24 protein-coding genes are annotated in these 24896 nt (G+C 60.2%); 6 read left to right on the plus strand and 18 right to left on the minus strand.

The features are described 5' to 3' along the window. Nucleotides 1-225: 225 nt before the first annotated feature. Genes copD through FPT15_RS19295 form a run of 3 tightly spaced genes read right to left on the minus strand, consistent with a single transcriptional unit; the run spans nucleotide 226 to nucleotide 1914 of the window. Nucleotides 226-1083 (minus strand): copper homeostasis membrane protein CopD, encoded by an 858-nt coding sequence (copD, locus tag FPT15_RS19285; RefSeq protein ID WP_145163759.1) that lies wholly within the window; start codon nucleotides 1081-1083, stop codon nucleotides 226-228. Between the two features lie 3 nt (nucleotides 1084-1086). Continuing rightward, nucleotides 1087-1452, minus strand: a complete 366-nt coding sequence (copC, locus tag FPT15_RS19290; protein WP_145163761.1) for a copper homeostasis periplasmic binding protein CopC — start codon at nucleotides 1450-1452, stop codon at nucleotides 1087-1089. Nucleotides 1453-1470: 18 nt separating this feature from the next. Next, the gene (locus FPT15_RS19295) at nucleotides 1471-1914 is read right to left on the minus strand and encodes a GNAT family N-acetyltransferase (RefSeq protein WP_145163763.1); all 444 of its coding nucleotides are present in this window, start codon (nucleotides 1912-1914) and stop codon (nucleotides 1471-1473) included. Nucleotides 1915-2057: 143 nt separating this feature from the next. Between FPT15_RS19295 and FPT15_RS19300 the strand changes: the two genes are divergently transcribed. Beyond that, on the plus strand, nucleotides 2058-2678 hold the full coding sequence (locus tag FPT15_RS19300; RefSeq protein ID WP_145163765.1) for a TetR/AcrR family transcriptional regulator: 621 nt from the start codon (nucleotides 2058-2060) through the stop codon (nucleotides 2676-2678). Nucleotides 2679-2788: 110 nt separating this feature from the next. Here FPT15_RS19300 and preA read toward each other — a convergent pair whose 3' ends face one another. The 3 genes from preA to hydA all read right to left on the minus strand — a co-directional run bounded on the left by preA (nucleotide 2789) and on the right by hydA (nucleotide 7016). Beyond that, nucleotides 2789-4063: an NAD-dependent dihydropyrimidine dehydrogenase subunit PreA gene (preA, locus tag FPT15_RS19305; protein WP_145163767.1), complete on the minus strand. Its 1275-nt coding sequence runs from the start codon at nucleotides 4061-4063 to the stop codon at nucleotides 2789-2791. Next, nucleotides 4063-5430 carry an NAD(P)-dependent oxidoreductase gene (locus tag FPT15_RS19310; RefSeq protein ID WP_145163769.1) on the minus strand — a complete coding sequence of 456 codons (1368 nt, stop codon included), beginning with the start codon at nucleotides 5428-5430 and terminating at the stop codon, nucleotides 4063-4065. The genes preA and FPT15_RS19310 overlap by 1 nt, the downstream gene beginning before the upstream one ends. 146 nt (nucleotides 5431-5576) lie before the next feature. Further along, nucleotides 5577-7016: a dihydropyrimidinase gene (gene hydA / locus FPT15_RS19315; RefSeq protein ID WP_145163771.1), complete on the minus strand. Its 1440-nt coding sequence runs from the start codon at nucleotides 7014-7016 to the stop codon at nucleotides 5577-5579. A 589-nt stretch (nucleotides 7017-7605) separates the two neighbouring features. Here hydA and FPT15_RS19320 point away from each other — a divergent pair. Continuing rightward, a complete protein-coding gene (locus FPT15_RS19320) occupies nucleotides 7606-9093 on the plus strand; it encodes an NCS1 family nucleobase:cation symporter-1 (RefSeq protein ID WP_145163773.1) in 1488 nt (495 codons plus the stop codon). Between the two features lie 180 nt (nucleotides 9094-9273). Beyond that, the gene (locus FPT15_RS19325) at nucleotides 9274-10557 is read left to right on the plus strand and encodes a Zn-dependent hydrolase (protein WP_145163775.1); all 1284 of its coding nucleotides are present in this window, start codon (nucleotides 9274-9276) and stop codon (nucleotides 10555-10557) included. Nucleotides 10558-10680: 123 nt separating this feature from the next. On the opposite strand, the gene FPT15_RS19330 is transcribed toward FPT15_RS19325, so the two are convergent. The 4 genes from FPT15_RS19330 to FPT15_RS19345 all read right to left on the minus strand — a co-directional run bounded on the left by FPT15_RS19330 (nucleotide 10681) and on the right by FPT15_RS19345 (nucleotide 17273). Then, on the minus strand, nucleotides 10681-11139 hold the full coding sequence (locus FPT15_RS19330) for a transposase (RefSeq protein WP_145163777.1): 459 nt from the start codon (nucleotides 11137-11139) through the stop codon (nucleotides 10681-10683). Nucleotides 11140-11481: 342 nt separating this feature from the next. Continuing rightward, on the minus strand, nucleotides 11482-12912 hold the full coding sequence (locus tag FPT15_RS19335; RefSeq protein WP_145163779.1) for an efflux transporter outer membrane subunit: 1431 nt from the start codon (nucleotides 12910-12912) through the stop codon (nucleotides 11482-11484). Further along, nucleotides 12896-14062 (minus strand): efflux RND transporter periplasmic adaptor subunit, encoded by a 1167-nt coding sequence (locus FPT15_RS19340; RefSeq protein ID WP_145163782.1) that lies wholly within the window; start codon nucleotides 14060-14062, stop codon nucleotides 12896-12898. The genes FPT15_RS19335 and FPT15_RS19340 overlap by 17 nt, the downstream gene beginning before the upstream one ends. Next, nucleotides 14052-17273 carry an efflux RND transporter permease subunit gene (locus FPT15_RS19345; protein ID WP_145163784.1) on the minus strand — a complete coding sequence of 1074 codons (3222 nt, stop codon included), beginning with the start codon at nucleotides 17271-17273 and terminating at the stop codon, nucleotides 14052-14054. The genes FPT15_RS19340 and FPT15_RS19345 overlap by 11 nt, the downstream gene beginning before the upstream one ends. A 226-nt stretch (nucleotides 17274-17499) precedes the next feature. Here FPT15_RS19345 and FPT15_RS19350 point away from each other — a divergent pair, with 226 nt between their 5' ends. Further along, a complete protein-coding gene (locus FPT15_RS19350) occupies nucleotides 17500-17910 on the plus strand; it encodes a hypothetical protein (protein ID WP_106578850.1) in 411 nt (136 codons plus the stop codon). Here FPT15_RS19350 and FPT15_RS29825 read toward each other — a convergent pair. Next, nucleotides 17907-18068: a hypothetical protein gene (locus tag FPT15_RS29825; RefSeq protein ID WP_178119724.1), complete on the minus strand. Its 162-nt coding sequence runs from the start codon at nucleotides 18066-18068 to the stop codon at nucleotides 17907-17909. The two genes, FPT15_RS19350 and FPT15_RS29825, sit on opposite strands and share 4 nt — an antisense overlap. A gap of 211 nt (nucleotides 18069-18279) precedes the next feature. On the opposite strand from FPT15_RS29825, the gene FPT15_RS19355 reads away from it, so the two are divergent. Next, the gene (locus tag FPT15_RS19355) at nucleotides 18280-18942 is read left to right on the plus strand and encodes a peptidase C39 family protein (RefSeq protein WP_145163786.1); all 663 of its coding nucleotides are present in this window, start codon (nucleotides 18280-18282) and stop codon (nucleotides 18940-18942) included. 121 nt (nucleotides 18943-19063) lie between these two features. Here FPT15_RS19355 and pbpG read toward each other — a convergent pair whose 3' ends face one another. From pbpG to FPT15_RS19385, 7 genes are all read right to left on the minus strand, one after another. Continuing rightward, complete coding sequence (pbpG, locus tag FPT15_RS19360) at nucleotides 19064-19987, minus strand: D-alanyl-D-alanine endopeptidase (RefSeq protein ID WP_145163788.1); 924 nt, start codon at nucleotides 19985-19987, stop codon at nucleotides 19064-19066. A 133-nt stretch (nucleotides 19988-20120) separates the two neighbouring features. Beyond that, nucleotides 20121-21257 carry a tyrosine-type recombinase/integrase gene (locus tag FPT15_RS19365; protein WP_256676501.1) on the minus strand — a complete coding sequence of 379 codons (1137 nt, stop codon included), beginning with the start codon at nucleotides 21255-21257 and terminating at the stop codon, nucleotides 20121-20123. Then, the gene (locus FPT15_RS30120; RefSeq protein ID WP_256676495.1) at nucleotides 21158-21502 is read right to left on the minus strand and encodes a hypothetical protein; all 345 of its coding nucleotides are present in this window, start codon (nucleotides 21500-21502) and stop codon (nucleotides 21158-21160) included. The genes FPT15_RS19365 and FPT15_RS30120 overlap by 100 nt, the downstream gene beginning before the upstream one ends. Before the next feature lie 2 nt (nucleotides 21503-21504). After that, nucleotides 21505-21726, minus strand: coding sequence for a hypothetical protein (locus FPT15_RS19370; RefSeq protein WP_145163792.1), 222 nt, complete (start codon nucleotides 21724-21726; stop codon nucleotides 21505-21507). 330 nt (nucleotides 21727-22056) lie between these two features. After that, the gene (locus FPT15_RS19375) at nucleotides 22057-22911 is read right to left on the minus strand and encodes a DNA adenine methylase (protein WP_145163794.1); all 855 of its coding nucleotides are present in this window, start codon (nucleotides 22909-22911) and stop codon (nucleotides 22057-22059) included. Nucleotides 22912-22968: 57 nt separating this feature from the next. Next, nucleotides 22969-23280 carry a hypothetical protein gene (locus tag FPT15_RS19380; protein ID WP_145163796.1) on the minus strand — a complete coding sequence of 104 codons (312 nt, stop codon included), beginning with the start codon at nucleotides 23278-23280 and terminating at the stop codon, nucleotides 22969-22971. A 49-nt stretch (nucleotides 23281-23329) separates the two neighbouring features. Further along, nucleotides 23330-24064 carry a morphogenetic protein gene (locus FPT15_RS19385; protein WP_145163798.1) on the minus strand — a complete coding sequence of 245 codons (735 nt, stop codon included), beginning with the start codon at nucleotides 24062-24064 and terminating at the stop codon, nucleotides 23330-23332. Between the two features lie 591 nt (nucleotides 24065-24655). Here FPT15_RS19385 and FPT15_RS19395 point away from each other — a divergent pair. Beyond that, nucleotides 24656-24853, plus strand: a complete 198-nt coding sequence (locus tag FPT15_RS19395; protein WP_145163803.1) for a hypothetical protein — start codon at nucleotides 24656-24658, stop codon at nucleotides 24851-24853. The last annotated feature ends 43 nt before the right edge of the window (nucleotides 24854-24896 follow it).

Below are 24896 nucleotides of genomic sequence, written 5' to 3' on the forward strand. Positions count from 1 at the left end.
TTGTTATACGTCGTCGTACAACATTGGGCGGGATATTTACGGGGTTTACGTGGGGTGTCAAGCGGAAGTTGTACGATGACGTCGCGTGTGCCGATCAAAAGCGGGCACGGTCAATGTGGGCGCTGGCTTGCCTTCGATGCAAACGCCTCGGTGTATCAGGTACCCCGAGTGGATGCCATCGCAGGCAAGCCAGCGCCCACATGGATTGCATTTCAAAAGCGATGTTCAGTTGGCCATGACCATCGGCGGCAGTGTGCCCAGCAGCGAAACGGCGGCTACAGCTGAAACACCCAGTAACCATTCCAGCATGACGCTGGCCTTCAAACTGCCTTGGCGTTCTTCGCAGCGCTCAATGCGCAACCTGTTCAGTAACGCCAGCGCCAACATGCCCAGCACTAGCAGCACTTTGATCAACAGAATCAGCGCGAACCCGTTGAACAGCGGTGTGGGCCACAGTTGCCCGGTCAGTACGCGCACGTTGATCAAGCCCGTCACCAGCAACCCGGCGACCAGGCCATAACCCACGCCGCTGAAGCGTTTGAGGATCGGCTCCAGCGCATAGCCCTGCGGCTGCCTGAAGATCAGCACCAGCACGAGCAGCCCACCGAGCCAGGCGCCGACGCACACCAGGTGCACCACCTGGTTGAGGATCAGCAATTGCCCGCTCAACCCATTGAGCATGGCGCCATGGCCGACCGGTGCCAGCGTTGCCAACAGCAGCGCAGTCGATGGCAGGCGCAGGGCCGGCCAGGGTTTGATCAGCGCGATCACCAGTAACAGGTTCAGCAACAGATGCCAGACCCACACCTGGCCGAAAAAGGTTTTGCCCAGCACCAACTGCACGGTGGCCGGTTGCAAGGCCGCGTCCCAGCTGCCGGCCATGCTGGCGGTGATCGGCAGCAGCCAGGCCACGCCAGAGCCCAGCCCCAGCCAGGCCAGCGCGCGGGTGATGCGCAGCAGTTGCCGGTCCAGCGCCGGCTGCGGTTCAGCGCCCAATAGCCAGGGCCTGAACACGCAGGCCCCGAACATCAACAGCACGACGATGAAATGCAGGAAGCGGCACAGCACCAGCAGGGTCGCCATGGGTTATTGGCCGACCTTGAAGCTGTAACTGCCTTCACTCTTGTGGGTGTCCACGGACACGGCGTGCCATTCCACTTTGTAGGTGCCGGCGGCCAGCGGTGCCGCCGGCGTGACCACCAGGACTTTCTTGTCGGCGTCCGGGGTTTCCAGGCCTTTGATCGCGATTTCGGTGCCGTCCTTGCTCAGGGACACTTTGGTGAACGTCGCTTCGACGCCTTCGGTGAAGGTCAGGCGCAGGTCAGCGGGCGCGGCGACGGAGCTGTCAGCCGCCGGTGTCGAACTTTTGAGGTGGGCATGGGCAAAGGCCGCCGAGGCGCCCAGCAAGGAGGCGAGCAGGGCGACGGTGGTCAGGGTTTTCTTGATCAACATTGTTCAATACCTTCAGGTTTAGATAGTCGGTAAGGCCATGTGCAGCAAGGGAAAGGGTTTGCCTTCGCCATCCAGCGGCGAGCGCGCGACCTGGATGAAACCGTAGTGCAGGTAGAAGCCCACGGCCTGCGGGTTTTGTTCGTTTACATCCACCGTCAGTGTGTCGTGGCGCGCGCGGGCGTGGTCGAGCAATTGGCGGCCGATGCCCTGGCCACGGCGATCGGGGTCGATAAACAGCATTTCTACATTGTGCCCGCCGGTGCCGATGAAACCGGCGATGCCGTTCTGGTCTTCATAGACCCAAACGTCGAGGGCCGGCATCGGCAGGTAAGCGTCGCGTACCAACGGCAGTAAACGCTGGATGTCATCCTCGGGGAGGAAGTCATGGGTGGCCCGCACCGAGCGCTCCCACAGTGCTCCCAGCACAGGGTCGTCGGCGGCCACGCGAGGTCGGATAGTCATGGCAATGATCCTTCATGGGGATCGCGATCCTAACCAATCCGTTTTGCAGGGGAAAGGTTCGCGTAAGAAGTTTCATTATGCCTTGTCGCCGCGATCTAGAGCCGATGGTAGTCTTGAGGCCATGTTGTTGTCGGGGAGCCCTTATGGGCAATCACAAGATCGGAATTCGGCGGGTCAACGTCGAAAAAATCCTGCTGGCGGCGGAGAAAATCTTCGCTGAAAAAGGCTACGGCAGCACCGCCATGGCTGACATCGCTGAAGAAGTGCAACTGCCACGCTCCAACCTGCATTACTACTTCACCACCAAAAGCGAACTGTACAGCGCGGTGCTGTTCGACCTGCTGGAGGTGTGGAAGCAGGATGCCCTGAGCTTTGAAACCTTCGATGACCCGCGGGTGGTGCTCAGCAGCTACATCCGCGCCAAGATGCAGCGCTCGCGTACGCGGCCGTATGGCTCGAAAGTCTGGGCCAACGAAATTATCCACGGCGCGCCGACGCTCGGTGAGGCGCTGGACGAAAGCCTGTACGACTGGGCCAAGATGAAAGAAGCGAAAATTCGCCAGTGGGTGGAGGACAAACGCATCCTGCCGGTGGAGCCCTCGAGCCTGCTGTATATGATCTGGGCATCGACCCAGCACTATGCCGACTTTGACCACCAGGTGAAGATTCTGAATGATCACCAGCCGTTGTCGGACATGCAGTTCGAGAAGGCGATTCAGACGGTGACCGCGGTGATTTTGCGCGGCATTGGGTTGGAGCCTTGAGCCTTGTGTGAAGGCTGAAGGCCCTATTGCAGGCAAGCCAGCTCCCACACTTGAATGTGTTCACCGATCAAATGTGGGAGCTGGCTTGCCTGCGATAGCGGTTTAAAGGACTACACAGCCTCCCGATACGGATTACGTGGATCCTGCGTCCAATTCAAAAACGGCTTGCCCGTGTCCATCGGCACCATCTCGATGCAATCGGCCACCGGGCAGGTGATCTGGCACAGATTGCAGCCCACGCACTCATCATCGATCACCTCGTATTTATGCGTGCCATCCACTTGCTTCAAGCTCGCGATAGCCTGGTGCGACGTGTCCTCACAGGCAATGTGGCAACGCCCACAACCAATGCAGGCTTCCTGGTCAATCTTGGCGATCACCTGATAATTGATATCCAGGTACTTCCAATCGGTGGTATTGCCCACCGCGCGCCCGGAAAATTCCTGCAGGCTTTTGTAGCCTTGGCTGTCCATCCACCGCGACAGCCCGTCCTTCATCTCTTCCACAATCCGAAACCCATGCAACATGGCCGCCGTGCACACCTGCACCGCGCCGCAACCCAGCGCGACGAATTCCGCCGCGTCGCGCCAGTTGCCGATGCCGCCAATCCCGCAAATCGGCAGGCCTTGGGTCTGCGGGTCGCGGGCGATTTCCGCGACCATGTTCAACGCGATCGGCTTGACGGCCGAGCCGCAATACCCGCCATGGGTACTTTGGGTGCCGACCACCGGCAGGGCGACCATGCGCTCAAGGTCGACACTGGTGATGGAGTTGATGGTGTTGATCAGCGACACCGCGTCCGCACCGCCGCGATACGCCGCACGCGCCGCCACGCGGATGTCGGTGATATTTGGCGTGAGCTTGACGATCACCGGCAGCGAGCAATACGTCTTGCACCAGCGCGTCACCTGTTCCACGTATTCCGGCACCTGGCCGACCGCTGCGCCCATGCCTCGCTCGGGCATGCCGTGGGGGCAACCGAAGTTCAGCTCGATGCCGTCGCAGCCGGTGGCTTCCACCAGCGGCAGGATGTTTTTCCAGGATTCTTCAACACAGGGCACCATCAGCGACACAATCAGCGCGCGGTCTGGCCAGTCCTTTTTCACCTGGGTGATTTCGCGCAGGTTGATCTCCAGCGAGCGGTCGGTGATCAACTCGATATTGTTGATGCCCAATACTTCACGGTTGGCGCCGTAGTGCGCGGAATAGCGTGACGACACGTTGACCGCCGCCGGGTCTTCACCGAGGGTTTTCCAGACCACGCCGCCCCAGCCGGCTTCAAAGGCGCGGACCACGTTGTAGGCCTTGTCGGTGGGCGGTGCGGAGGCCAGCCAGAACGGGTTGGGAGCTTTGATACCGGCGAACACAATCGAAAGATCGGCCATTACGCAGCCTCCACATTCAGCATGAGTTGGGCGTGCATGGCTTCAGCCGCCAGCTTGCCGTGTTGTACCGCCTGCACGGTGAGGTCCTGGCCAAGGCTGACGCAATCGCCGCCGGCATACACCCCGGGAATACTGGTGCGCAGGTGTTCGTCAACAAAGATGCGTTCGCCCACGCGGTGCAGTTGCTGGGCCAGCGGGTCGTGCAATGCCTCGTTGTCGAAGCCCTGACCGATGGCTTTGAAAATCGCATCGGCAGCCAGCTCGAAGGTCTCGCCGGTAGGGTGCAGGCGGCCGTTGTCCATGCGTGTGCGAGCGAAGCGCATGCCGCGCACGTGGCCTTGATCATCCAGCAACACTTCTTCGGGTTGGGCCCAGGTCAGCAGGCGCACCTGATTGGCCTTGGCGATGTCCTGCTCATGGTGGGTGGCGCCCATGTCCGCCAAGCCACGGCGGTACACCAGGTTCACATCGCGGGCGCCGAGGCGGGCCATTTGCACGGCCATGTCGATGGCGGTGTTGCCCGCGCCAAGCACGATGCAGCGGTCGGCCAGCGGCAGTTGGGTAAGGTCGTCGGCCTGGCGCAGTTCGCGGATGTAGTCGGTGGCGGCAAGCAGGCCCGGAGCGTCCTCGTGTGGCAGGCCGAGCTGTTTGCTGGCGGCGAGGCCGAGGCCAAGAAACACGGAGTCGAATTGCTGGTGCAGTTCGCTCAAGGTCAGGTTGTCACCCAGGCGCTGGCCGTGGCGGATTTCGATGCCGCCAATCTCGAGCAGGAAATCCAGCTCCTTCTGGGCAAAGTCATCCACCAGTTTGTACTTGGCGATCCCGTATTCATTCAGGCCACCGGCCTTTTCCCGCGCTTCAAAAATCACTACATCATGGCCGTGCAGGGCGGCGCGATGGGCACAGGCCAACCCCGCAGGCCCGGCACCGACCACGGCGATGCGCTTGCCGGTCGGTGCGGCGCGCTGGAAGGGGTGTTCGCTGAAGTGCGCGTTGTCGATGGCGTAGCGTTGCAACAGGCCGATCAGCACCGGCGCGCATTCTTCGGCGTTGTTACGCACGCAGGCTTGCTGGCACAGAATTTCGGTGGGGCAAACCCGTGCGCAACTGCCGCCGAGGATGTTGGCCGAGAGAATCTTCTGCGCAGCGCCCTGAACGTTTTCAGTGTGGATATTGCGGATGAACGACGGGATGTCGATCTCGCTGGGGCATGCATTTACGCACGGCGCGTCGTAGCAATACAGGCAGCGCGACGCTTCAAGTGCAGCCTGGCGGGCATTGAGGGGCGGCGCCAGGTCGGTGAAATGGCTGGCGAGTGTCGGCCCATCTTCATGGGGATGGGGGAGGTGGGTCAGGGTCTGGATCACGGTTTTGGCCTCACGGTTTTTTGCCTCTGGCGGGCATTGATTTTTTTGTCGCTTGGACTGGCCTCATCGCAGGCAAGCCAGCTCCCACAGTTGGATTGTGTGAACCCGATCAAATGTGGGAGCGGGCTTGCCCGCGATTGGCGGTATCAGCGTTTCACAGCTACAGGCCTGGAATGCTCCGCCCGCTTGCTCAACTGCTCAAACACCGACGGATACGCCGGGCGTTCTACATACCGCCCGGCACCGCGTTCGGCGCGCAGGTCGCCGTCGGTCCAGACCAGCTTGCCCTGGCTGATGGTGTGGCTCGGCACGCCGCGTACGGTCTTGCCTTCGAAGATGTTGAAGTCGACTTTCTGATGGTGGGTCTTGGCCGAAATCGTCCGTGTGCCCTCGGGGTCCCACAGCACCAAGTCTGCATCGGCACCCACGCGAATCGCACCTTTGCGTGGGTAAAGATTGAAGATCTTCGCGGTGTTGGTGGAGGTCAGCGCGACAAACTCTTGCATCGACAGGCGCCCGGTGTTGACGGCTTCGTGCCACAGCAACGCCATGCGGTCTTCGATACCGGCAGTGCCGTTGGGGATTTTGCTGAAATCGTCACGGCCGGCGGCTTTTTGCTCGGCGCAGAAGCAGCAATGGTCGGTGGCGGTGGTGTGCAGGTTGCCCGATTGCAGGCCGTGCCACAGCGCCTCTTGATGCCCGCGCGGGCGGAAGGGCGGGCTCATCACGTAGCCGGCGGCGGTTTGCCAGTCAGGGTGTTGGTAAACGCTGTCGTCGAGCAGCAGGTGGCCGGCGAGCACTTCGCCGTACACCGCCTGGCCCTTGCCACGGGCGTAGGTGATTTCATCCAGCGCCTCCTTGGTCGATACGTGCACCAGGTACAGCGGCGTGCCGATGGTTTCGGCGATACGAATCGCCCGGCTGGCGGCCTCGCCTTCGACCTGGGACGGGCGCGACAGCGGGTGCGCTTCCGGCCCGGTGATGCCCTGGGCCATCAGCTTGCGTTGCAGGTGATACACCAGCTCACCGTTTTCTGCGTGCACCGTCGGCACTGCGCCGAGTTCCAGGCAGCGCTCAAAGCTGGCGACCAGGGTGTCATCAGCCGCCATGATCGCGTTCTTGTAGGCCATGAAATGCTTGAAGCTGTTGATGCCATGGTGGCTGACCAGCTCGGCCATTTCCTCGCGCACCTGCTCGCTCCACCAAGTGATCGCCACGTGAAAGCCGTAGTCGGAGGCAGACTTTTGCGCCCAGCCGCGCCACTGGTGGAAAGCTTCCATCAAGGATTGCTGCGGGTTGGGAATCACAAAGTCGATGATCGAGGTGGTACCGCCCGCCAGACCTGCCGCGGTGCCACTGAAAAAGTCTTCACTGGCCACAGTGCCCATGAAGGGCAATTGCATGTGCGTATGCGGATCGATGCCGCCGGGCATCAAGTATTGGCCACTGCCATCGAGTATTTCAGTGCCGGCGGGAGTATCCAGATCCGTGCCAATAGCGCGAATTAGGCCGCCTGCGCAAAACACATCGGCGCGGTAACTTTCATCATGGGTAATAACGGTGGCGCCACGGATCAACAGCGACATGTCGAGTTCCTCACAGGCTTGACCGGCTTGTGCCAGTTCTAAGTGTTGTAATGCTGCTTGCCGATGATCAATTAAATCCTGTCATCGGTGACAGGAATAGAAACTAGCCCGAGTTTTTCGAATGAGCAAGAAGATTTTTTATAAGCTTATATCGCGTTTAAATAATTGATTTATAAAGATAAAAATATAAATTCACCAAAATGTGGCGGCCGTTCACCATTTTGACGCACTTGACAGGTTCTCAATGTGAGCAACATTTCTTATTGCAAATCAGACGCTTGAGACATGCCCCTTGACGGCAGTAGGAAATAAAAATAATTGTGTTGCACCAGATTGAGTCCTGACAGTTCGGCAACTTCGCATTATTTAGCCTGAGTGATGCGGCACGTTCCGAAGGCGCAATCGGAAAGCTGATTAACATCAGCACGTTATATAAGCGGTGCGGGTTCAAGGTGGCAGGTCGGCACGGTTATTGAGTGCAGTGGCGGCTGGCCGGCCCCGTGATGTCATGTTGTTTACGAGGTACTCCGGCCACCCTGCGCCTAGCGTTGGGTGAGCAACAATAATTCGAAAAAACCGTGGAGCGGCCATGCAACAGAACAGATCGCAAGTCATTGAACGCAACGGCCTGTACGAACTCGACGCCGGCGCCGACGTCCTCGACAGCCCCCGCTACAACCACGACATGGCACCGACCAAGGTGCACGAACGCACCTGGAACAAGTGGCACATCACCGCGCTGTGGGTCGGCATGTCGATCTGCGTGCCCACCTATACGCTCGGCGGGGTGCTCACCGCCTACTTTGGCTTGTCGGTGGGCGAGGCGCTGATGGCGATTTTGCTGGCCAATATCGTGGTGCTGATCCCGCTGACCCTTAACGCGTTTCCCGGCACCAAGTACGGCATTCCGTTTCCCGTCTTGTTGCGTTCGTCGTTTGGCATCCTCGGCTCCAACGTGCCGTGCCTGATTCGCGCGCTGGTGGCGTGCGGCTGGTTTGGTATCCAGACGATGTTCGGCGGGCTGGCGATTCACCTGTTTCTGGGCTCGATTTTCGAGGGCTGGAAATCCCTTGGCGGTACGGGTGAGGTCATCGGCTTCATGATTTTCTGGTGCCTGAACCTGTGGGTGGTGCTGCGCGGCGCCGAGTCGATCAAACGCCTCGAAACCCTGTCTGCGCCGCTGCTGGTGGCCGTGGGGATCGGCCTGCTGGTGTGGGCGATGCCGAATGTGTCACTCAGCGAGCTGATGGCGATTCCACCCAAGCGCCCCGAGGGCGCGAGCCTCACCGGTTACTTCATGGCGGGGCTCACGGCGATGGTGGGTTTCTGGGCGACGCTGTCGCTGAATATTCCCGACTTCAGCCGCTACGCCAAAAGTCAGAAGGACCAGATTCTCGGGCAGATTTTTGGCCTGCCGCTGACCATGTTCCTGTTCGCGGCCCTTGGCGTGATCATGACCGCCGCGTCGGTGAAACTGGTGGGTGTCAGCGTCTCCGACCCGGTAACCTTGATCGGGCATATCCAGAGCCCGGTATGGGTGGCCATCGCGATGCTGCTGATCATCATCGCCACCTTGTCCACCAACACCGCGGCGAACATCGTCTCACCGACCAACGACTTCCAGAACATTGCGCCCAAGCTGATCAACCGCACCACTGCGGTGATCCTCACTGGCCTGGTGGGGCTTGCGTTGATGGGCCACGAACTGCTGAAAAAACTCGGGCTGATCGTCTCGGACGTGAGCCTGGAAACCGTGTATTCGAACTGGTTGCTGGGCTATTCAAGCCTGCTGGGGCCGATCGCCGGGATCATGGTGGTGGACTACTTCATCACCCGCAAACAGCAGCTCGACCTGGCCGGTCTGTACCGTGACGACGTGTACCCGGCGTGGAACTGGAGCGGTTTTATCGCCTTCGGCGTGCCGGTGGTGCTGACCCTGCTGTCGCTGGGCAGTGATGCGTTCAGCTGGTTCTACAGCTATGGCTGGTTTACCGGATCGGCGTTGGGCGGCGTTCTGTATTACGGGTTGAATGCCAAGCGCAGAGCCTTGCCGCTCGCAGTAAAAACACCCCTGTAAAAGGTTGAAATGCAATCCAAATGTGGGAGCGGGCTTGCCCGCGAATGCGGTCTTCCAGCCGACATTTGCAGCGACTGACACGGCCCCTTCGCGAGCAAGCCCGCTCCTACATTTTCAGACCCCATTTCCAACCGTTGGAATCGCGTCAATTCATAAGAAATGTAGCCTGAGGAGACCCCTATGAACGCTGCCATCGACGTTCTGCAATCCACCCATCAGCACATCAACCGCGATCGCTTGTGGCAGTCGCTGATGGACCTGGCCAAATTCGGCGCTACACCCAAAGGCGGCGTGTGCCGACTGGCCCTCACCGACCTCGATCGCAAAGCCCGTGACCTGTTTGTGCAGTGGTGCGAGGAAGCCGGTTGCACCGTGACCATCGACGGCATCGGCAACATCTTCGCCCGTCGCCCGGGTCGCAATCCCGACTTGCCGCCAGTGATGACGGGCAGCCATATCGACACCCAGCCCACGGGTGGCAAGTTCGACGGTTGCTTCGGCGTGTTGGCGGGCGTGGAAGTGCTGCGCACCCTCAATGACCTCAAGATCGAAACCGAAGCACCGCTGGAAGTGGTGGTGTGGACCAACGAAGAAGGCTCACGCTTTCCGCCGTGCATGATGGGTTCGGGCGTGTTTGCCGAGAAATTTTCCCTGGCCGAGACCTTGGCCAAGGTGGATGTGGAGGGCGTGAGCGTGGGTGATGCGCTTAATGCAATTGGCTATGCGGGCACGCGGCCGGTCAGTGGGCATAAGGTCGGGGCTTACTTCGAGGCGCATATTGAACAAGGGCCGATTCTTGAGGATGAAAAGAAAACCATCGGCGTGGTGTTGGGGGCTCTGGGGCAAAAGTGGTTCGACCTGAAACTGCGCGGTGTTGAGGCGCATGCGGGGCCGACGCCGATGCACTTGCGCAAAGATGCGTTAGTGGGCGCGGCAGCCGTGGTGGCGGCGGTGAATGCGGCGGCGCTGGGGCATCAGCCGCATGCGTGTGGCACTGTCGGTTGCCTGCAGGCGTATCCCGGCTCGCGCAACGTGATTCCGGGTGAGGTGCGCATGACCCTGGACTTCCGTCACCTGGAACCGGCACGCCTGGATTCGATGATTGCCCAGGTGCGCAAGGTGATTGACGAAACCTGTGCCAAGCATGGGCTGACGTTTGAGCTGGAACCCACCGCCGATTTCCCGCCGCTGTATTTCGATAAAGGCTGCGTGGACGCTGTGCGGGATGCGGCGAATGGGCTGGGGCTGTCGAACATGGACATTGTCAGCGGGGCAGGGCACGACGCGATCTTCGTCGCCGAACTCGGCCCGGCCGGGATGATCTTTGTGCCGTGCGAAGGCGGCATCAGCCATAACGAAATCGAGAACGCCGCACCGGATGACTTGGCGGCGGGGTGTGCGGTGTTGTTGAGGGCGATGGTGGCCGCTTCGGCGGCGATCGCCAGTGGCAAACTCGCTGCCTGACAGGCGGTTGAAAAATGTGGGAGGGGCTTGCCCCCGATGGCAGTGGGTCATTTAGCTGAGCTGGCTCTGATACACCGCGATCGGGGGCAAGCCCCTCCCACATTTGAACGGGTTTGCTGGATGCTAGACCCAAATTGCGTCCCATAACGGGTAGTCGCCAATCCGCTTCACCAACCCGGCCCGCAGTGGATTGGCCACCACATACCTGGCCATCTTCACCACGTCATCCTCCTTGCGCAGCGCGCGGTCATGGAAACTTTCCTGCCAGAGCCTTCCCTTGAGGCCATTTGCGCCATTGACCGACCGCGTGCTCTTGGATTTCACATGCCGCATCAAGTCTGCCAGCGAGCCTTTTTGCAGTTCGATAATCCAGTGGAAATGGTCCGGCATGATCACCCACGCCAGGGAGTTGGCGAGCCCTTGGTATTGGGCCAGCCGAAATTGCCAGACCACCAGGCGACCCAGGTGGAAGTTGCTAAAGATGGGAAGACGTTCGTGAGTGTTGGTGGTGATGAGGTAGATGCGGTTGGGTTCGCTGAAGCGTCCAATGCGCAGGCGGTGTGAAGCGGGTAAGTCAGGCATTCCTTGGCCTCTCTCTGGGTGGGTGTTGAGAGGCTAGATCGGGTAATCCAAGAGTGATCGACAGGCTTTTGGCAGGATGTGTCTGGAAGGCCGCCATCGGGGGCAAGCCCCCTCCCACATTGGATCTGAGGTATTCATACATTGTGTGTCTGGCGCAGGCCCCTGTGGGAGGGGCAAGCCCCCTCCCACATTGGATCTGAGGTGTTCACACATTGTGTGTCTGGCGCAGAACCCCTGTGGGAGGGGGCTTGCCCCCGATAGCGGTGTATCAGATACAAATAAGCCTTATGGCACACCACCATCGAGGGCAAGCCCCCTCTCACATCTGGAACCGAGCTGAACCTACGAGCGATCTGAGGCGCCCGGTTGCCATCCACCGCCGAGCGCCGTCACCAGCCCCACACTCGCCTGCAACTGCCGCGTCTGCACCGCCTGCAAGGTCCTTTGCGCCTGCAACGCCGCTGTCTGCGCGGTCACCACATCCAGGTAACTCACGGCTCCCGCCTGATAGCTGTTCATCGCCAGTGACTGCGTATGCTCTGCCGCATCCGCCGCCGCTTGTTCGTCCTGCGCTTCCTGCTGCAAATCCCTTAGCTGCGCCAGGTTGTCTTCCACCTCGCGCATGGCTTTGAGCACATGGCTGCGGTATTGCGCCGACGCCTCTTCAAACTCGGCTTTGGCCTGACGCTCATTGGCACTCAAGCGTCCGCCATCAAAGATCGGCAAGTTCACCAACGGCCCCAGCGCCCAGTAGCGGTTACCGGCGGACAGCAGGTTGCCAACCCCCTGAGTTTGCCCGCCAATCAACCCGGTCAAGCTGAAGTCCGGGTACCACGCGGCCTTCGCCACGCCGATGTTGGCATTGGCAGCAAACACTCGGCGTTCCGCCGCCGCGATGTCTGGGCGCCGTTGCAACAGGTGGCTGGGCAACTGCGATGGAATCCCTGGCAGCGCAATCAATTGCTGGCTGGGCGGCAAGCTGAAGTTACTGGCCGCCACGCCCACCAATTCGCCAATCGCGTGTTCGGTCAGGTTGCGTTGCCCGCGCACTTCGTCCAGTTGCGCCTTGGCTTCGGCCAGTTGGTTTTGCGCACGGGTGAGGTCCAGCTCCGAGGCAATCTGGCCTTCGTAACGGCTGCGCGTGAGTTGCAACGCCTGGCTGAAATCGTCCAGCGAGCTGTTCAGAATCCGGCTCTGCGCATCCAGCCCGTTGAGCTGCACATACAGCGTCGCCAACTGGTGCTGCAGGCTCAGGCGCGCCACCGCCAAATCATCGCCGGATGCTTGCGCCTGGGCATCGCCTGCTGCGACCTGGTTGCGAATCTTGCCCCACAGGTCCAGGTCGTAGCTCAGCGAGAAGCCCGCCGTATTGCTGTTGTACACCGACGGTTGCGTATCCCCGCGCAGTGGTCGTGTGTCCGATTGCCGCTGACGCAGCGGCTGCGCACTGGCGGTAATTTGCGGGAACAACCCTGCGTGCAACTGGCTGGCATACGCCTGGGACGCATCGAAATGCGCCAATGCCGCCGCCAGATCCGGGTTGGCCTTGAGCAGTTGCTGTTGCAGGTCGGTCAGGCGCGGGTCGTTGTAGAGCTTCCACCACTCGGGCGCCAGTTGGTCGGACGGTTGCGCGCTGTGCCACGGCCCATCGCTGGTCTGTTCGCGATAGCCGGCCGGCAGGTCCACCGACGGCACCTTGTAGGTGGGCGCCATCGAGCAGCCCTGCAACAGCAGCAGCATCAACGCCGCCAGGGGTTTAAGCCTTGGGCGCATGCGCACCTCCGGCGTCGGCCAGTTGCACGGGGTCGCCTTCGCGCAGGGCATCGGGCGGGTTGTCGACCACGCGGTCGGCGGGTTTCAAACCTTGGTCGATCACCAGGCGTTCGCCCAGGTCGAGGCCGATGTGGATGCCTTGCAGGTGCACGTGATTTTGCGCGTCCAGCACCGCAACCTGGGTACCTTGGGCGCGGAAGATCAGTGCACTGGCCGGGATACTCACGCCGTGGGTATCCGCCGGAATGGGCAGGGTGGCTTCGGCGTAATCACCGGGCAGCAATTCGCCGTTGGGGTTGTCGGCGACGAACTGCGCAAGCAGGGTGCCAGAGCGGCGGTCGATGGCCGTGGAGTCGCCGATCAGGCGCGCCTTGAAGTGCTCGCCGGGATGCTCGGGCACCGTCAGCTCGGCTTCTAACCCTGGATGAATCACGGCTGCATAGTTCTGCGGCACCGGCACGTAAAGTCTGAGTTGATGGGTATCGGCAATGTTGAACAGCTCCGGGTCGCTGTCGGTATCAGCCTTGATCAACTGGCCAATATCGGTATTGCGCGCGGTGATGGTGCCGGCGAATGGCGCGCGGATGGTCTTGTAGCTTTCCAGTGCCGACAGGCGTGCGTAGTCGGCGGCGGCCGCCTCGGCATTGGCTTTGGCGGCGGCAGCGTTGGAGGTTTTTTCATCGGCCTCCTGACGCGACACCGAATGGCTGGCCAACAGGTTCTGCCAGCGCGTGGCGGTGGTTTCGGCCAGGCGTGCGTTGGCTTGCTCCTGCACCAGCCGCGCGTGGGTCTGCGCCATTTGCTGGTCGAGGTCGGGACTGTCGATTTCGGCGAGCACTTGCCCGGCTTTGACCTGGGTGCCGATGTCGGCTTTCCAGTCCTTCAAGTAGCCGCTGACGCGCGCGTGGATCGGTGCCTTGCTCCAGGCCTCCAGGTGCGCGGGCAGGCGCAAGGTGTCGCCGGCCACGTTTTGTTTGGGCTGGAACACCATCACTTGCGGGATGGCGGCGGTTTCGGTCCAGGCACTCACCGATTGTTCGTGCATCGTGCGGGCGTGCAGGCCGTTGGCGACCAACAGGGCGGCCAGTGTCAGGCCGCCGACACCCATGAGCATCAGACGCTTGCGCGAGGGTTTGTGATCAGACGACATGTGAAGTTTCTCCAGCAGCAGCGCGAGTAGGGTGACGACCGTGGACCAGGCTGAAGACCACGGGTACAAAAAACAGGGTGGCGACGGTGGCGAAGATCAAGCCGCCGATCACTGCCCGGCCAAGGGGCGAGTTCTGCTCTTCGGACAACGCCAGCGGCAACATGCCGATGATCATCGCCAGAGCCGTCATGCACACCGGCCGGAAGCGCGTGTAACCGGCCTCCATCGCGGCCTTCAACGCATCGCCATGTTCGGCCAGGCGTTCACGGCAGAAGCTCACCACCAGGATCGAGTTGGCGGTGGCCACGCCCATGCACAGGATGGCCCCGGTCAACGCCGGCACCGACAGCGAAGTGCCGCTGAGGAACAGCATCCACACGATGCCCGCCAGCGCGGCCGGCAAGGCGGTGATGATCACGAACGGGTCGGCCCACGACTGGAAGTTGACCACGATCAGCAAGTAGATCAGCACCACGGCGCCGAGCAGGCCGAAGCTCAAACCACTGAAGGCTTCGTGCAGCGCATCGATCTGCCCATGCAGGCTGATCACCGCGCCTTTGGGGCGCATGGAGGCGGTGTCATCCAGCACTTTTTGCACATCGCGCGCCACGCCGCCGAGGTCGCGGCCTTGCACGTTGGCATACAGGTCCAGGGTGGGTTCGATGTTGTAGTGGGTCACCACTGCCGGGCTTTGCACGCGTTCGATGGTGGCTACGCCGCCGAGAATTTGTGACTGGCCATCGGCCCCGGTGACCGGCAAGGCTTCCAGGGACGGCAGGCTGTCGAGGCGGTATTGCGGCGTTGCCGCCACGATGGAGTACGACACGCCGTTGGCCGGGTTGAGCCAGAAGGTCGGCGCGGTTTGCGAGCTGCCGGCGAGGGAGGCGACCATGCTGTTGGTCACGTCACGCTCGGTGATGCCCAGGCCATTGGCGCGCATGCGATCAACGTTAACTTGCAGCGATGGGTAGCCGGTGGACTGCTGGATGCGCAGGTCGGCGATGCCCGGAATGTGCGACAGCCGACGTTCGAGTTCCACCGCGTAGATGCGGTTTTCTTCATCGCTGCGCCCGGAGATTTTCACGTCCAGCGGGGCCGGTGCGCCGAAGTTGAGGATTTGGCTGCTGATGTCCGCCGGCAGGAACGCGAAGTGGCTGCCGGGGAAGCTTTCCGGCAAGGCTTCACGCAGTTTTTTCACGTAGTCGGCGGTGGGCGCGTGGTCCTTTTTCAGCGTGACCTGGATGTCGCCATCCTGCGGGCCGATGGTGCCGCTGCTGCTGTAGGCCATGTCGATGCCGCTGAGCGGAATGCCGATGTTGTCGACGATGGTGTCGAGTTCTTCGGCGGGTATCACTTCGCGAATCCGCGCTTCAATCCGGTCGAACGCCGCCGCGCTTTCTTCAATCCGCGTGCCCAGCGGCAAACGCACGTGAAGGGCGAGGGCGCCGGCGTCGGTGGCCGGGAAGAAGTCCTGGCCCAGGCTGGGCAGCAGCAGAAACGAGGCAAGCACGCAGGCCAGGAAGCCGACGATAAAGCGCTTGCGGTTGCCCAGCGCGAGAATCAGCAAGCCGTGGTAAGTGTCGCGAATATTCGAGAAGTGGCGCTCGAAGCCTTGCTGAAAATTAAGCACCGATTGCAGCACGGCGTTGCGCGGTTTTTTGTGCTGATCGCCTTCGTGGTGGTTGATGAATGCATCTTCGGGGTGATGCCCTGCGCCTTGTTCCGGTGTGTGCGGCTTGAGCAGGAACATCGCCAGGGTCGGCACCAGGGTGCGCGAAAGGATGAACGAGCTGGCCATGGCGAAAATCACCGCCAGCGCCATCGGCCGGAACAGATAGCCGGCGATGCCTTGCAGCAGGAACATCGGCACGAACACGATGCAGATACACAGCAGCGAGACGAACGCCGGGCCGACGATTTGTGCGGCGCCGTCGAGGATCGCGGTCTTCACCGCCTTGCCTTGTTCCAGGTGCCAGTTGATGTTTTCGATGGTAACCGTGGCGTCGTCCACCAGAATCCCCACCGCCAACGCCAGCCCGCCCAGGGTCATGACGTTGAGGGTTTGCCCGGTGACCGCCAGCAGCGCGATCGCCGACAGCACGGCCAAGGGAATCGATGCGGCGATGATCAGCGTTGAACGCCAGCTGCCGAGGAACAGCAGGATCATCGCACTGGTCAGCAGCGCGGCGATGATGCCTTCCTGGGCCACGCTGCCCACCGATTGCTTGACGAACACCGAGGCGTCGCCCAACAGCGAGGTCTTCAGCGACGGCGGCAGGGTTTCGTTGATGCGCGGCAACATCTGGCGGATGCCGTCGATGATCGACAAGGTCGAGATGCTGCCGTTTTTCAACGCCGGCATCAGCACCGCGCGGTGGCCGTCGACGCGCACGATGTTGGTCTGCGGCGGCGAACCGTCACGCACGTGGGCCACTTGGCCGATGGTGATCAGTGCGCCATCGACCGTCTTGATCGGCAGGTCGTTGAGTTCATCAATCGCCTTGGGGCTGTTGTTGAGCAGGATCGTGTATTCGTTGGGGCCGAGCTTGGCGGTACCCACCGGGATGATCTGGTTCTGCAGCGCCAGGGCGTTGCCCACGTCCTGCGCCGACAGGCCTTTGGCCGCCAGGGCTTGCGGGTCGAGGTCGAGGGTGATCTGGCGCTGCTTGCCGCCCATTGGCGTGGGCATGGCCAGGCCGGGCAGGGCGCTCAGCGGCAGGCGAATGTTGTTCTGCACCAGGTCACGGATCTTGGCTTCCGAAAGGCTGGGGCTGGAGAACGCCATTTGCAGGATCGGCACCGTGGAGGCGCTGTAGTTGAGGATCAGCGGTGGCGTGATGCCCGGTGGCATCTGCTTGAGCACGGTTTGTGACACCGCGGTCACTTGCGCGTTGGCGGTGCGGATGTCCACCCCAGGCTGGAAGAAGATCTTGACGATGCCCATGCCGGGCAGCGATTGCGATTCGATGTGTTCGATGTCGTTGACGGTGGTGCTCAGGGAGCGTTCGTAGGTGTAGATCACCCGACCGGCCATGGCGTCCGGCGACAGGCCGTTGTATTGCCAGACCACCGCGACGACGGGGATGCCGATATCGGGGAAAACATCCGTAGGGGTTTTCAGGGCCGCCATCGGCCCGACGATACAGATGAATATGGCCAACACGATAAACGTGTACGGCTTTTGCAGTGCGGTCTTTACCAGCCCGAGCATGCGTGAACCTCCGAGGGAGCAGAATTGCAAACCCCGGCAGTCTTGCCCGACCCACCTAACACGCACCTTTCAGCCAGGTGAAGGAACATTTAGTTAACGGCTGAAGATCGTTTCATATGTATTCATTTGTTCTACAAAGGGCAGCTCTCCAAGCTTGTCTCCCATCGGACGCGACACATTTTGACGCCGTCCAACGTTTTTTTCTGATGTCCTTTGGAGCCCTGCCATGTCACTTAAACCATTGTTGTTGATCCCAGCCCTTGGTGCTGTTTTGTTGTTGTCGGCCTGCGCCGGCCCGATTCCCAAGGCTGACCCGAGCGAAGCCTGGATTGGTTTGAAAGAAGAGGCGCCGAATGACCTGATGGCCGAGCGTGTCGACGGCAAGCGTGTGGACGACGGGCGCTTTTTTGAGGTGACACCGGGTGACCATCGCCTGGATGTGACCTTATTCGAGGAGGAGGCAGGCGATGACAATCAGCAGGATTGCCAGGGCCGGGTCGAGTACAAGCATTTCCAGGCGGGTGAGCACTACACCCTGACTGAATCGAGCCTGGGCACCACCGTGCGTGCCGTCCTCAAGGACGGGCACGGCAAGGAAGTGGCAGCGACTCAAGACTTTAATTGCATGCCCGGCTAGGCGTGATGCACCGCGGCCTTCGGGTGTTTGGCCGGTGCAGCAGGTTTGACGTGGGGGTGATGATGCCGGCGAGTCACGCGCATGACCCCCCACAACATGGCGCTGGCTACCGCCAGCCAACCGCAGATCAACAGGAAAATCGTTGTTGCAAGGCTCATTCGGGCCTCCTTTCGCCCCGCAGGGGGCACACACAGTCTTCTCAATGGACAGTCTAGCTACCTGACGGTTGCCTGCTATTGACCAATGGTCGAGTCCATCCAACTTGTTTGCTCTATCCAGCGCATTTTACTGACGCCTCGGGCTATACCCGCCGTGCGGAGCATCCTATGATCAGGGCCCTTACCGGCAGTTGATCAAGAGAGTAAAAAATTGCGGTTACGGTCGAACGTTAAAACATCCTTGCTGCTGGCCTGCGCCCTGGGGCTCGCGGCCTGTTCCGGGCACCCGTCGAGGTTGGCGGGCCTGCCGGAGCGTGTCGAACTCAACGGCGTGCCGACCTTTCGCAGCGAGGCTTACCTGAGTGGCCCCTCGGCTTTAGCCAGCATGCTGTCGCAACAAGGCATTGTCATGACACCCGGCTTGCTGGATAAGCCCCTGCACTTGCCAGGCGGCGAGGCGGACCTGGAGCGCAACATGCAGGTGCTGGCGCGTGAATACGGGCTGATGGTGTATCCGCTGGACAACCAGCTGACGGCCGTGCTGGCGCAGGTGGCGGCGGGTTACCCGGTGATGGCGCGGATCAACCCGAGCTTTTGGTCCGGCACACGCTATGTCGTGGTGGTGGGGTTCAACCAACAGAAGAGCACGGTGCTGTTGCGCTCGGGCATGGACCGGCGTTTGGTGATGAGCTTCAGCGACTTTGAGTCAGCGTGGAAGAGCGCAGGCAACTGGGCCATCCTGACTCAGCGTCCGAGCCAACTGCCGGCGAATGTGGATGAGCAGCGCTGGCGGGCGGCGGCGAACGCGACCGCCCAAGCCGGCCAGGAGCAGGCGGCGGCGCAGGCGCTCAAGGTGTTGGCGCAAAGGAAGTAAAAATACGCTGAACCCCACGTGGGAGCGGGCTTGCTCGCGAAAGCCGAGTGTCAGTCGATACATTCATAACTGACCCACCGCCTTCGCGAGCAAGCCCGCTCCCACATCGGAACTGTGGTGCTTAGCGACGCACTTCTGCGGCGTTAGGGCGGTTCTTCAGGTTCTTGTCGGCCTTGTAGCGCAGCGCTACGTCCGGCACCGAACCGCTCTTGCCAGTCTCGACCCAGTTACGAATGCGCCCGGCATCGGCAAAGTGCGTGAACTTGCCAAAGGCATCCAGAATCACCAGCGACACTGGGCGGTTACTCATGCTGGTGACCAGCACCAGGCAGTGGCCAGCCTGATTGGTGAAACCGGTCTTGGTCAACTTGATGTCCCAATTGGCGCGGTTGATCAGGTGGTCAGTGTTGGAGAAACCCAGGGTGTAGTTGGGTTTGCGAAACGACACGGTCTTTTCCTTGGTGGTGCTCAACTGACTCAGCATCGGAAACTTGCGCGCATAGGCCAGCAGCTTGCTCAAGTCGCGCGCAGTGGACACGTTGTGAATCGACAGCCCGGTGGGTTCGACATAGTGCGTGCTGGTCATGCCCAGGGCCTTGGCCTTGGCGTTCATTGCGGCAATAAAGGCTGGGTAGCCGCCTGGGTAGTGATGGGCCAGGCTGGCGGCAGCGCGGTTTTCCGAAGACATCAGGGCAATCAGCAGCATTTCCTTGCGCGGCATTTCGCTGCCGATTTTCACGCGCGAGAACACGCCTTTCATTTCTGGCGTGTCTTTGATGTTGATGTCGATGTATTCGTCCATGTTCTGCTTGGCTTCAAGCACGATCAGGCCGGTCATCAGTTTGCTGACGGAGGCGATGGGCACGACGACATCGGGGTTGCTGGAATAGATGACTTTGTTGGTCTGCAGGTCAACCAGCATGGCGCTGCCGGAAGCGATCTGCAGTTTGGAGGTGTCGCGCGGGGCCAAGGTGGTTTCGGCTGCGTGCGCGAAGGTGCCTGTAAATGCAAAAAATAGGCTGACAATAGAGAGACGAATTTTCACGCGGGTGAACTCGCTAAAAAGTAAGGAAATACCGTTCAGGAACGGGTTATATGACAAATGCCGTTACATTTTAGGAGTATGGATCAGAAAGCGATAGAGAGCCTTTAAATAAAGGCGGTAAGCCGATGATTGGTTAGGGTTGTACCGATTTTGTACCAATCATTGCCTGCTCAAGCTTTCCGACTTCTGACCAGTCCGTGGTTGACGAAAGCCACTTTGCATAGGTCGTCAACAGCACTTGGATGCTGTGCCCAAGCTGTCCCGCGATGAAGGCAGAGTTCATTCCAGCCATCAAACACATAGTGGCATAGGTATGGCGGCAGTTGTACTGGGGCCGAGGCCGTATTTCCAGAGCAGCCAGTGCCTTGGCGAACTGCTCTCCGGTCTGGGAGGGTCGACCGATAAAATCCGAACTGCCCGAAGGCGGGAAAACATACGGCGACTCTGTTTTGATCCTCCTCCGCTGTAGCAAGCGGTCGTCGGCGATTTGCCTGGCCTGCCGCAAGGCATTCAGAGCACGACTGTTGAGCATTACCGTTCTAGCGTACTTCGTCTTAGTACGCTCTTCTACTTCCCCGTCCACAACGATGCGGCATACGTGCGCGGTGCGCGTATCCATGTCGACCTCGCCCCAGCGCAAAGCCGCTATCTCTCCTGTCCTCATCCCGCTGAAAAAAGCGAACTCAAAGTAGGCCGCGAATATCCGCGCGCCAGGCTTACTGAAGTTCGCATACATCCAGTCAATGATTGCAGTCGCCTCAACACCAGAAAACGGGTCCACCTGCTTTTTTGCCTTCTTCGGCAGCTTGATCGGTGTCGCCGGGTTGCGGTCGATTAACTCATCTTGCACCGCGGCCTTGAGCAGCGAGGTGACCCGGGCTATGGATTCACGTTTAATCGATTGGGTTTCCCATACGGTTTCGCTGATGATCCTGCGCAGCACCATGGTGGTGATTGCCGTGATCGGGAGCTGACCGAGCCACGGCATCCAGTAGGTGTTGATCGTTGCACGATAGTTTCTGCGCGTGCCGGGCACGATCTCTAGGCTGTTGATCCAAGCCTGAGCGTACTCGCCGAACGTCATTGTCAGTGAAATTGGCATGTAACTAGAGTTCGGGAAAAGTTCAGCGTAGCGCTGATCATCCAGAACCCCATGCTTTGCCAGGCTTATTACTTGATCGCGTAGATCGGCTGCCGCTTTAATCCCTTTTGGTGTTTGTGGGTGTGCGAGAGTCTCGCAGCGTCGCTCGCCGCGCCAGGTGAACCGAATGCGAACGGACTGGCCAGCGAATTCAACTCCTGTGGGCAGGCCCATTGGCTTTCTAGCCATGCTTCATATCTCCTTAAGCTATAAAAAATCCGACCATCTATCTTGTTCCACACACCCTCAGGGATGACGCCGCGATCCCGCTTGCCTTCCAGGGCGCGCTTGGTAGTGCCAATGATTTCGGCCATACGCGCCTCGGGCACTTTGTCGAGCTGAAACGCTTCTGGTCTTTCTTGTGGCTCAGGCATAGCTACCTCCCGCCGGCCGCCGTGGGCCGAGCTGTCTTTATGATGTGGATGACCATGCCGAAAGTGATCAGCAGCCAGATGCACGTGCCTGCAAAGGCAGCGAGGATGTCTGCCGTCTCGCCATCCATGAGCAGGCAGGGGCCGATCCAAAAGAACCAGCAGGCCGTGGCTGACACGTAGAGCAGAACGCCCAGCATCAGCAGGGTGAGTTTTATTGCGTACATGGGGTGTCCTTGCCGCGCTCGGCGGCAGCGTTAAGTAGTCATGACTAAGCCGATGGTGTTCACCGGATCTGTGCGGGAGCCGATAGCAAGGTAAATTTCATACTAATGATCCGAGCATTTAGTAAGCTTCGTAGCTCGCTATGGAGTGCGGTGATGAATTTTTCGAATGTTTTTGTGGGGCCATGGTTTTTGGGAGGCGTCGCTAGCCTGGCGTGCGGTTCGGTTTTCACAGTGCCTGCCATGACCGGGCTTGGTTGCTCTCTGCTAGTTTGTGCGTTCGTTAGGGGTTAGACGGTAAGGCCGCGCTGGGCGGCAGAAGGTGGGTTAGGGTTATGCTCTTTCGCAGAGGTCCAGGCCGATCTGGCTTACACGATCGACACAGGCAGGGTTCAACCAGATGCATTCGGTTCGGTTGGCTGTGCCGCGCCCGGCGCTGATGCGGGCGGATGTGCTGTAGCTGGCCCAGCCGGGTAGAAGCTCCGCGTACAGGTCACTCGGGTATCCCGACAGCACGACCATTCCTTCTAGCTCGAGCAAAACCCCGAGTAGCTCGCGGTGTGCGGCATCATCCATCTCGTGTTTGTAATACCGTCCGCTCGACGCGCCTTTGTACCTGGTGTCATGCACGTAGGGAGGGTCGACGTAATGCAATGTCTGCGGGCCGTCGTGCGCCTTGATCACCTCTATCGCGGGGCGGTTTTCGATTAGCACGCCGCTGAGCCTCTGGCCAACCTCGGCAAGTTGCTCCGGATAGGAGGCCCAGAGTGACTGGGCTGTGCCGTATTTGCGTTTGGTGTCGATGCGGAAGCCGGTCACGCCCTTAGTCGCACCGGCGGAGCCGAACCCCATTTGCGCCCTGATGATGGTCCGCCTTGCACGCTCGATCGGCTCGGCGCTCGGCTCCCAGGAAAGTTCGAACTCTTCGCGGGAGTAGGGCGTGAATACCAGGCGCTCGATAAGTCCCGATCGCGACTCCTGATCTTGCAAAACCCTGAACAGATTAACGATATCGCCATCGAGGTCGTTGTAGACCTCGGCATATGACCGAGGCTTTTGCATCAGCACGCCTGCGGCGCCGCCGAATGACTCTACGTAGCATGTGTGCGGTGGGAAGTGTAGCAATACCCACGGCGCAAGCCGGAACTTGGCGCCGTGGTACCGGATGACCGGGGCGGTGATGGTCATAATTATTTTCCAGGCGTGCGCCCGCCGCTCACCGGCAGGCATGTAGGGGGATTGGGGTTAGGGGGTCTTGCGTTCTGGCGGGGAGGGCGGGAATCCAAAGCAGTGCCGGCGCTTTCCGGTATAGCCGCATTCGCTGCAACCCGTGGACGGGCCGCAGCTGCAACCACCCTCGCAACCCCAGCCACACCCCGAGCAATCCAAAGTGCACCAGCTTTCCTGCTCGACCTCGCCTTCCTGGTTGATCGAGTAGTTGACTCGGCGGTCGAGGCGAAAGCCTGTGATCTTCTCGGCATCCTCATAGGTCGCCGGTACCGAACGGAACCCATACTGGGCGGCAGGATCATCCACGAAACGGCGAACAACTCTCATGGTCTCGGCCCCTTGTAGATGAAGACGTAGGCGAACCAGAGTGTGGCGATCATGGCGTCATCCGCTTGAACTCGACCACCCAGACCCACGGGTTGGCGTCCCAGTTTCCACCGACGGATTGCCACAAGTCGCGAAATGCTGGAACCGGGTACTTGTGGCAGGCGCCACCTTCGTCGCTCGCGCACCACTCACGAAGCGGGCCTCGGTGAACTCCCTCGGCCGCAGCTTGCTCGGTGGTGATGTCCTGCAGCCGCTCGACGCGCACGTCGGTGATCTCCAGCAGGATGCGGCTGGCCCAGCGCGGCATGTGAATACTCGGGCGCCATGCGCCGTCATACTCCATGGCTTCAGTATCTGGCTTCCATTCCGCTTTCGCTGGGATCTGATTCAGCCCGTAGTCGCCCGGCGGACAGCTTGCCCGGTAGATCCGTGCCGCACCCTGTTCGTCGCCTTTGACCAAGTTGTCTTGCCAGTCGATACAGCAGCCGTCCTCGTTGCCGAGCAAGGCGAAGGTCTCGCGCACCCACAGTCGGTCGCCGGGCTTTCCGTACGGACACTTGCACCCAGACTCGCCATCGCGCCACCAGGCGCCACAGATCTCTGGCCCTGCCTCTTGATAGCCGTGACGATTCGTTACAGCTACGTTGTACAAATCGACAGTGATGGTGGCGTCGGCGTCGGGCTGCGACTTCATTACCCGCCGCGTGACCGTCTTCCGGCCTTCCAGGATGGCGCGCACCATCGGCGCCGAAAAGAGTATTGGCCGTTCCTTTATTTCAGGCATGCCGGGTTCCTTGCCGCTATAGCGGCTGACTGTGAAGGGGAGGGGTTAATTAATGACCTTTGGTCGGATATGCGGAACCTTCGGCGCCACACGTACCTATCCGCCGGCATTGGTGTAATCTTGAGCGACACACATCTAATGGGGCCGGACCATGCGTACCCGCGGTCAGATCTACTGGAATTGGGCTGATCCTGAATTGCATTGCCGCAATCACGATGAGCGTCTTCCATCTGGCATCTTGCTGAACATCCAAGTCCGACTGTCAAAGACCAATCAGACCCAGTTGTTCGTTGGTATTTACGGACAGACTGGAATGATGATTTTTGAAGATAGTTTTCTTGATCGCCCTGGGCAGACGATGTCTCAGGCTCTGGTCTGGGGCTCGGATTTTGCTCGCGAGAGAGTTTCGCTATCCATACCCAACCTTGCTTCTCCCCCAAAAGAGCGACGTCAAAGGTCGTTCTAGCTTCGAATTCAACCGCTTATCAGCTGATGTGGATCTTTGGAGCGACTGACTTGTCACTCTTTTGGATCCAAAATTAATCAGATCCGTTATGAGGCCCACTTGGATGAGCCTCTGAGGAAAGCGGTATGGAAGACGTTCGATTCAAATACCACGAGCTGCTCGTAGAACTCGATGCTGCCACTAGCAAAATGATGATGTTGGTGTCGGCCGGGCAGATGACCGGGCCTGAGTGGCTTGAGTCTGCTCAGAAGCATCATCACGCCTATGAGGCTTGGAAAGATTTTCTAAGGACTGCCCCGGCAGCTTCGGAAAGTCACCATTAGTCAGCAGGTGCTGTCTTGTAATATGCGCGCTTCGCGGGAGGAG

The sequence above is a fragment of the Pseudomonas sp. RGB genome (assembly GCF_007713445.1).
Taxonomy (GTDB): domain Bacteria; phylum Pseudomonadota; class Gammaproteobacteria; order Pseudomonadales; family Pseudomonadaceae; genus Aquipseudomonas.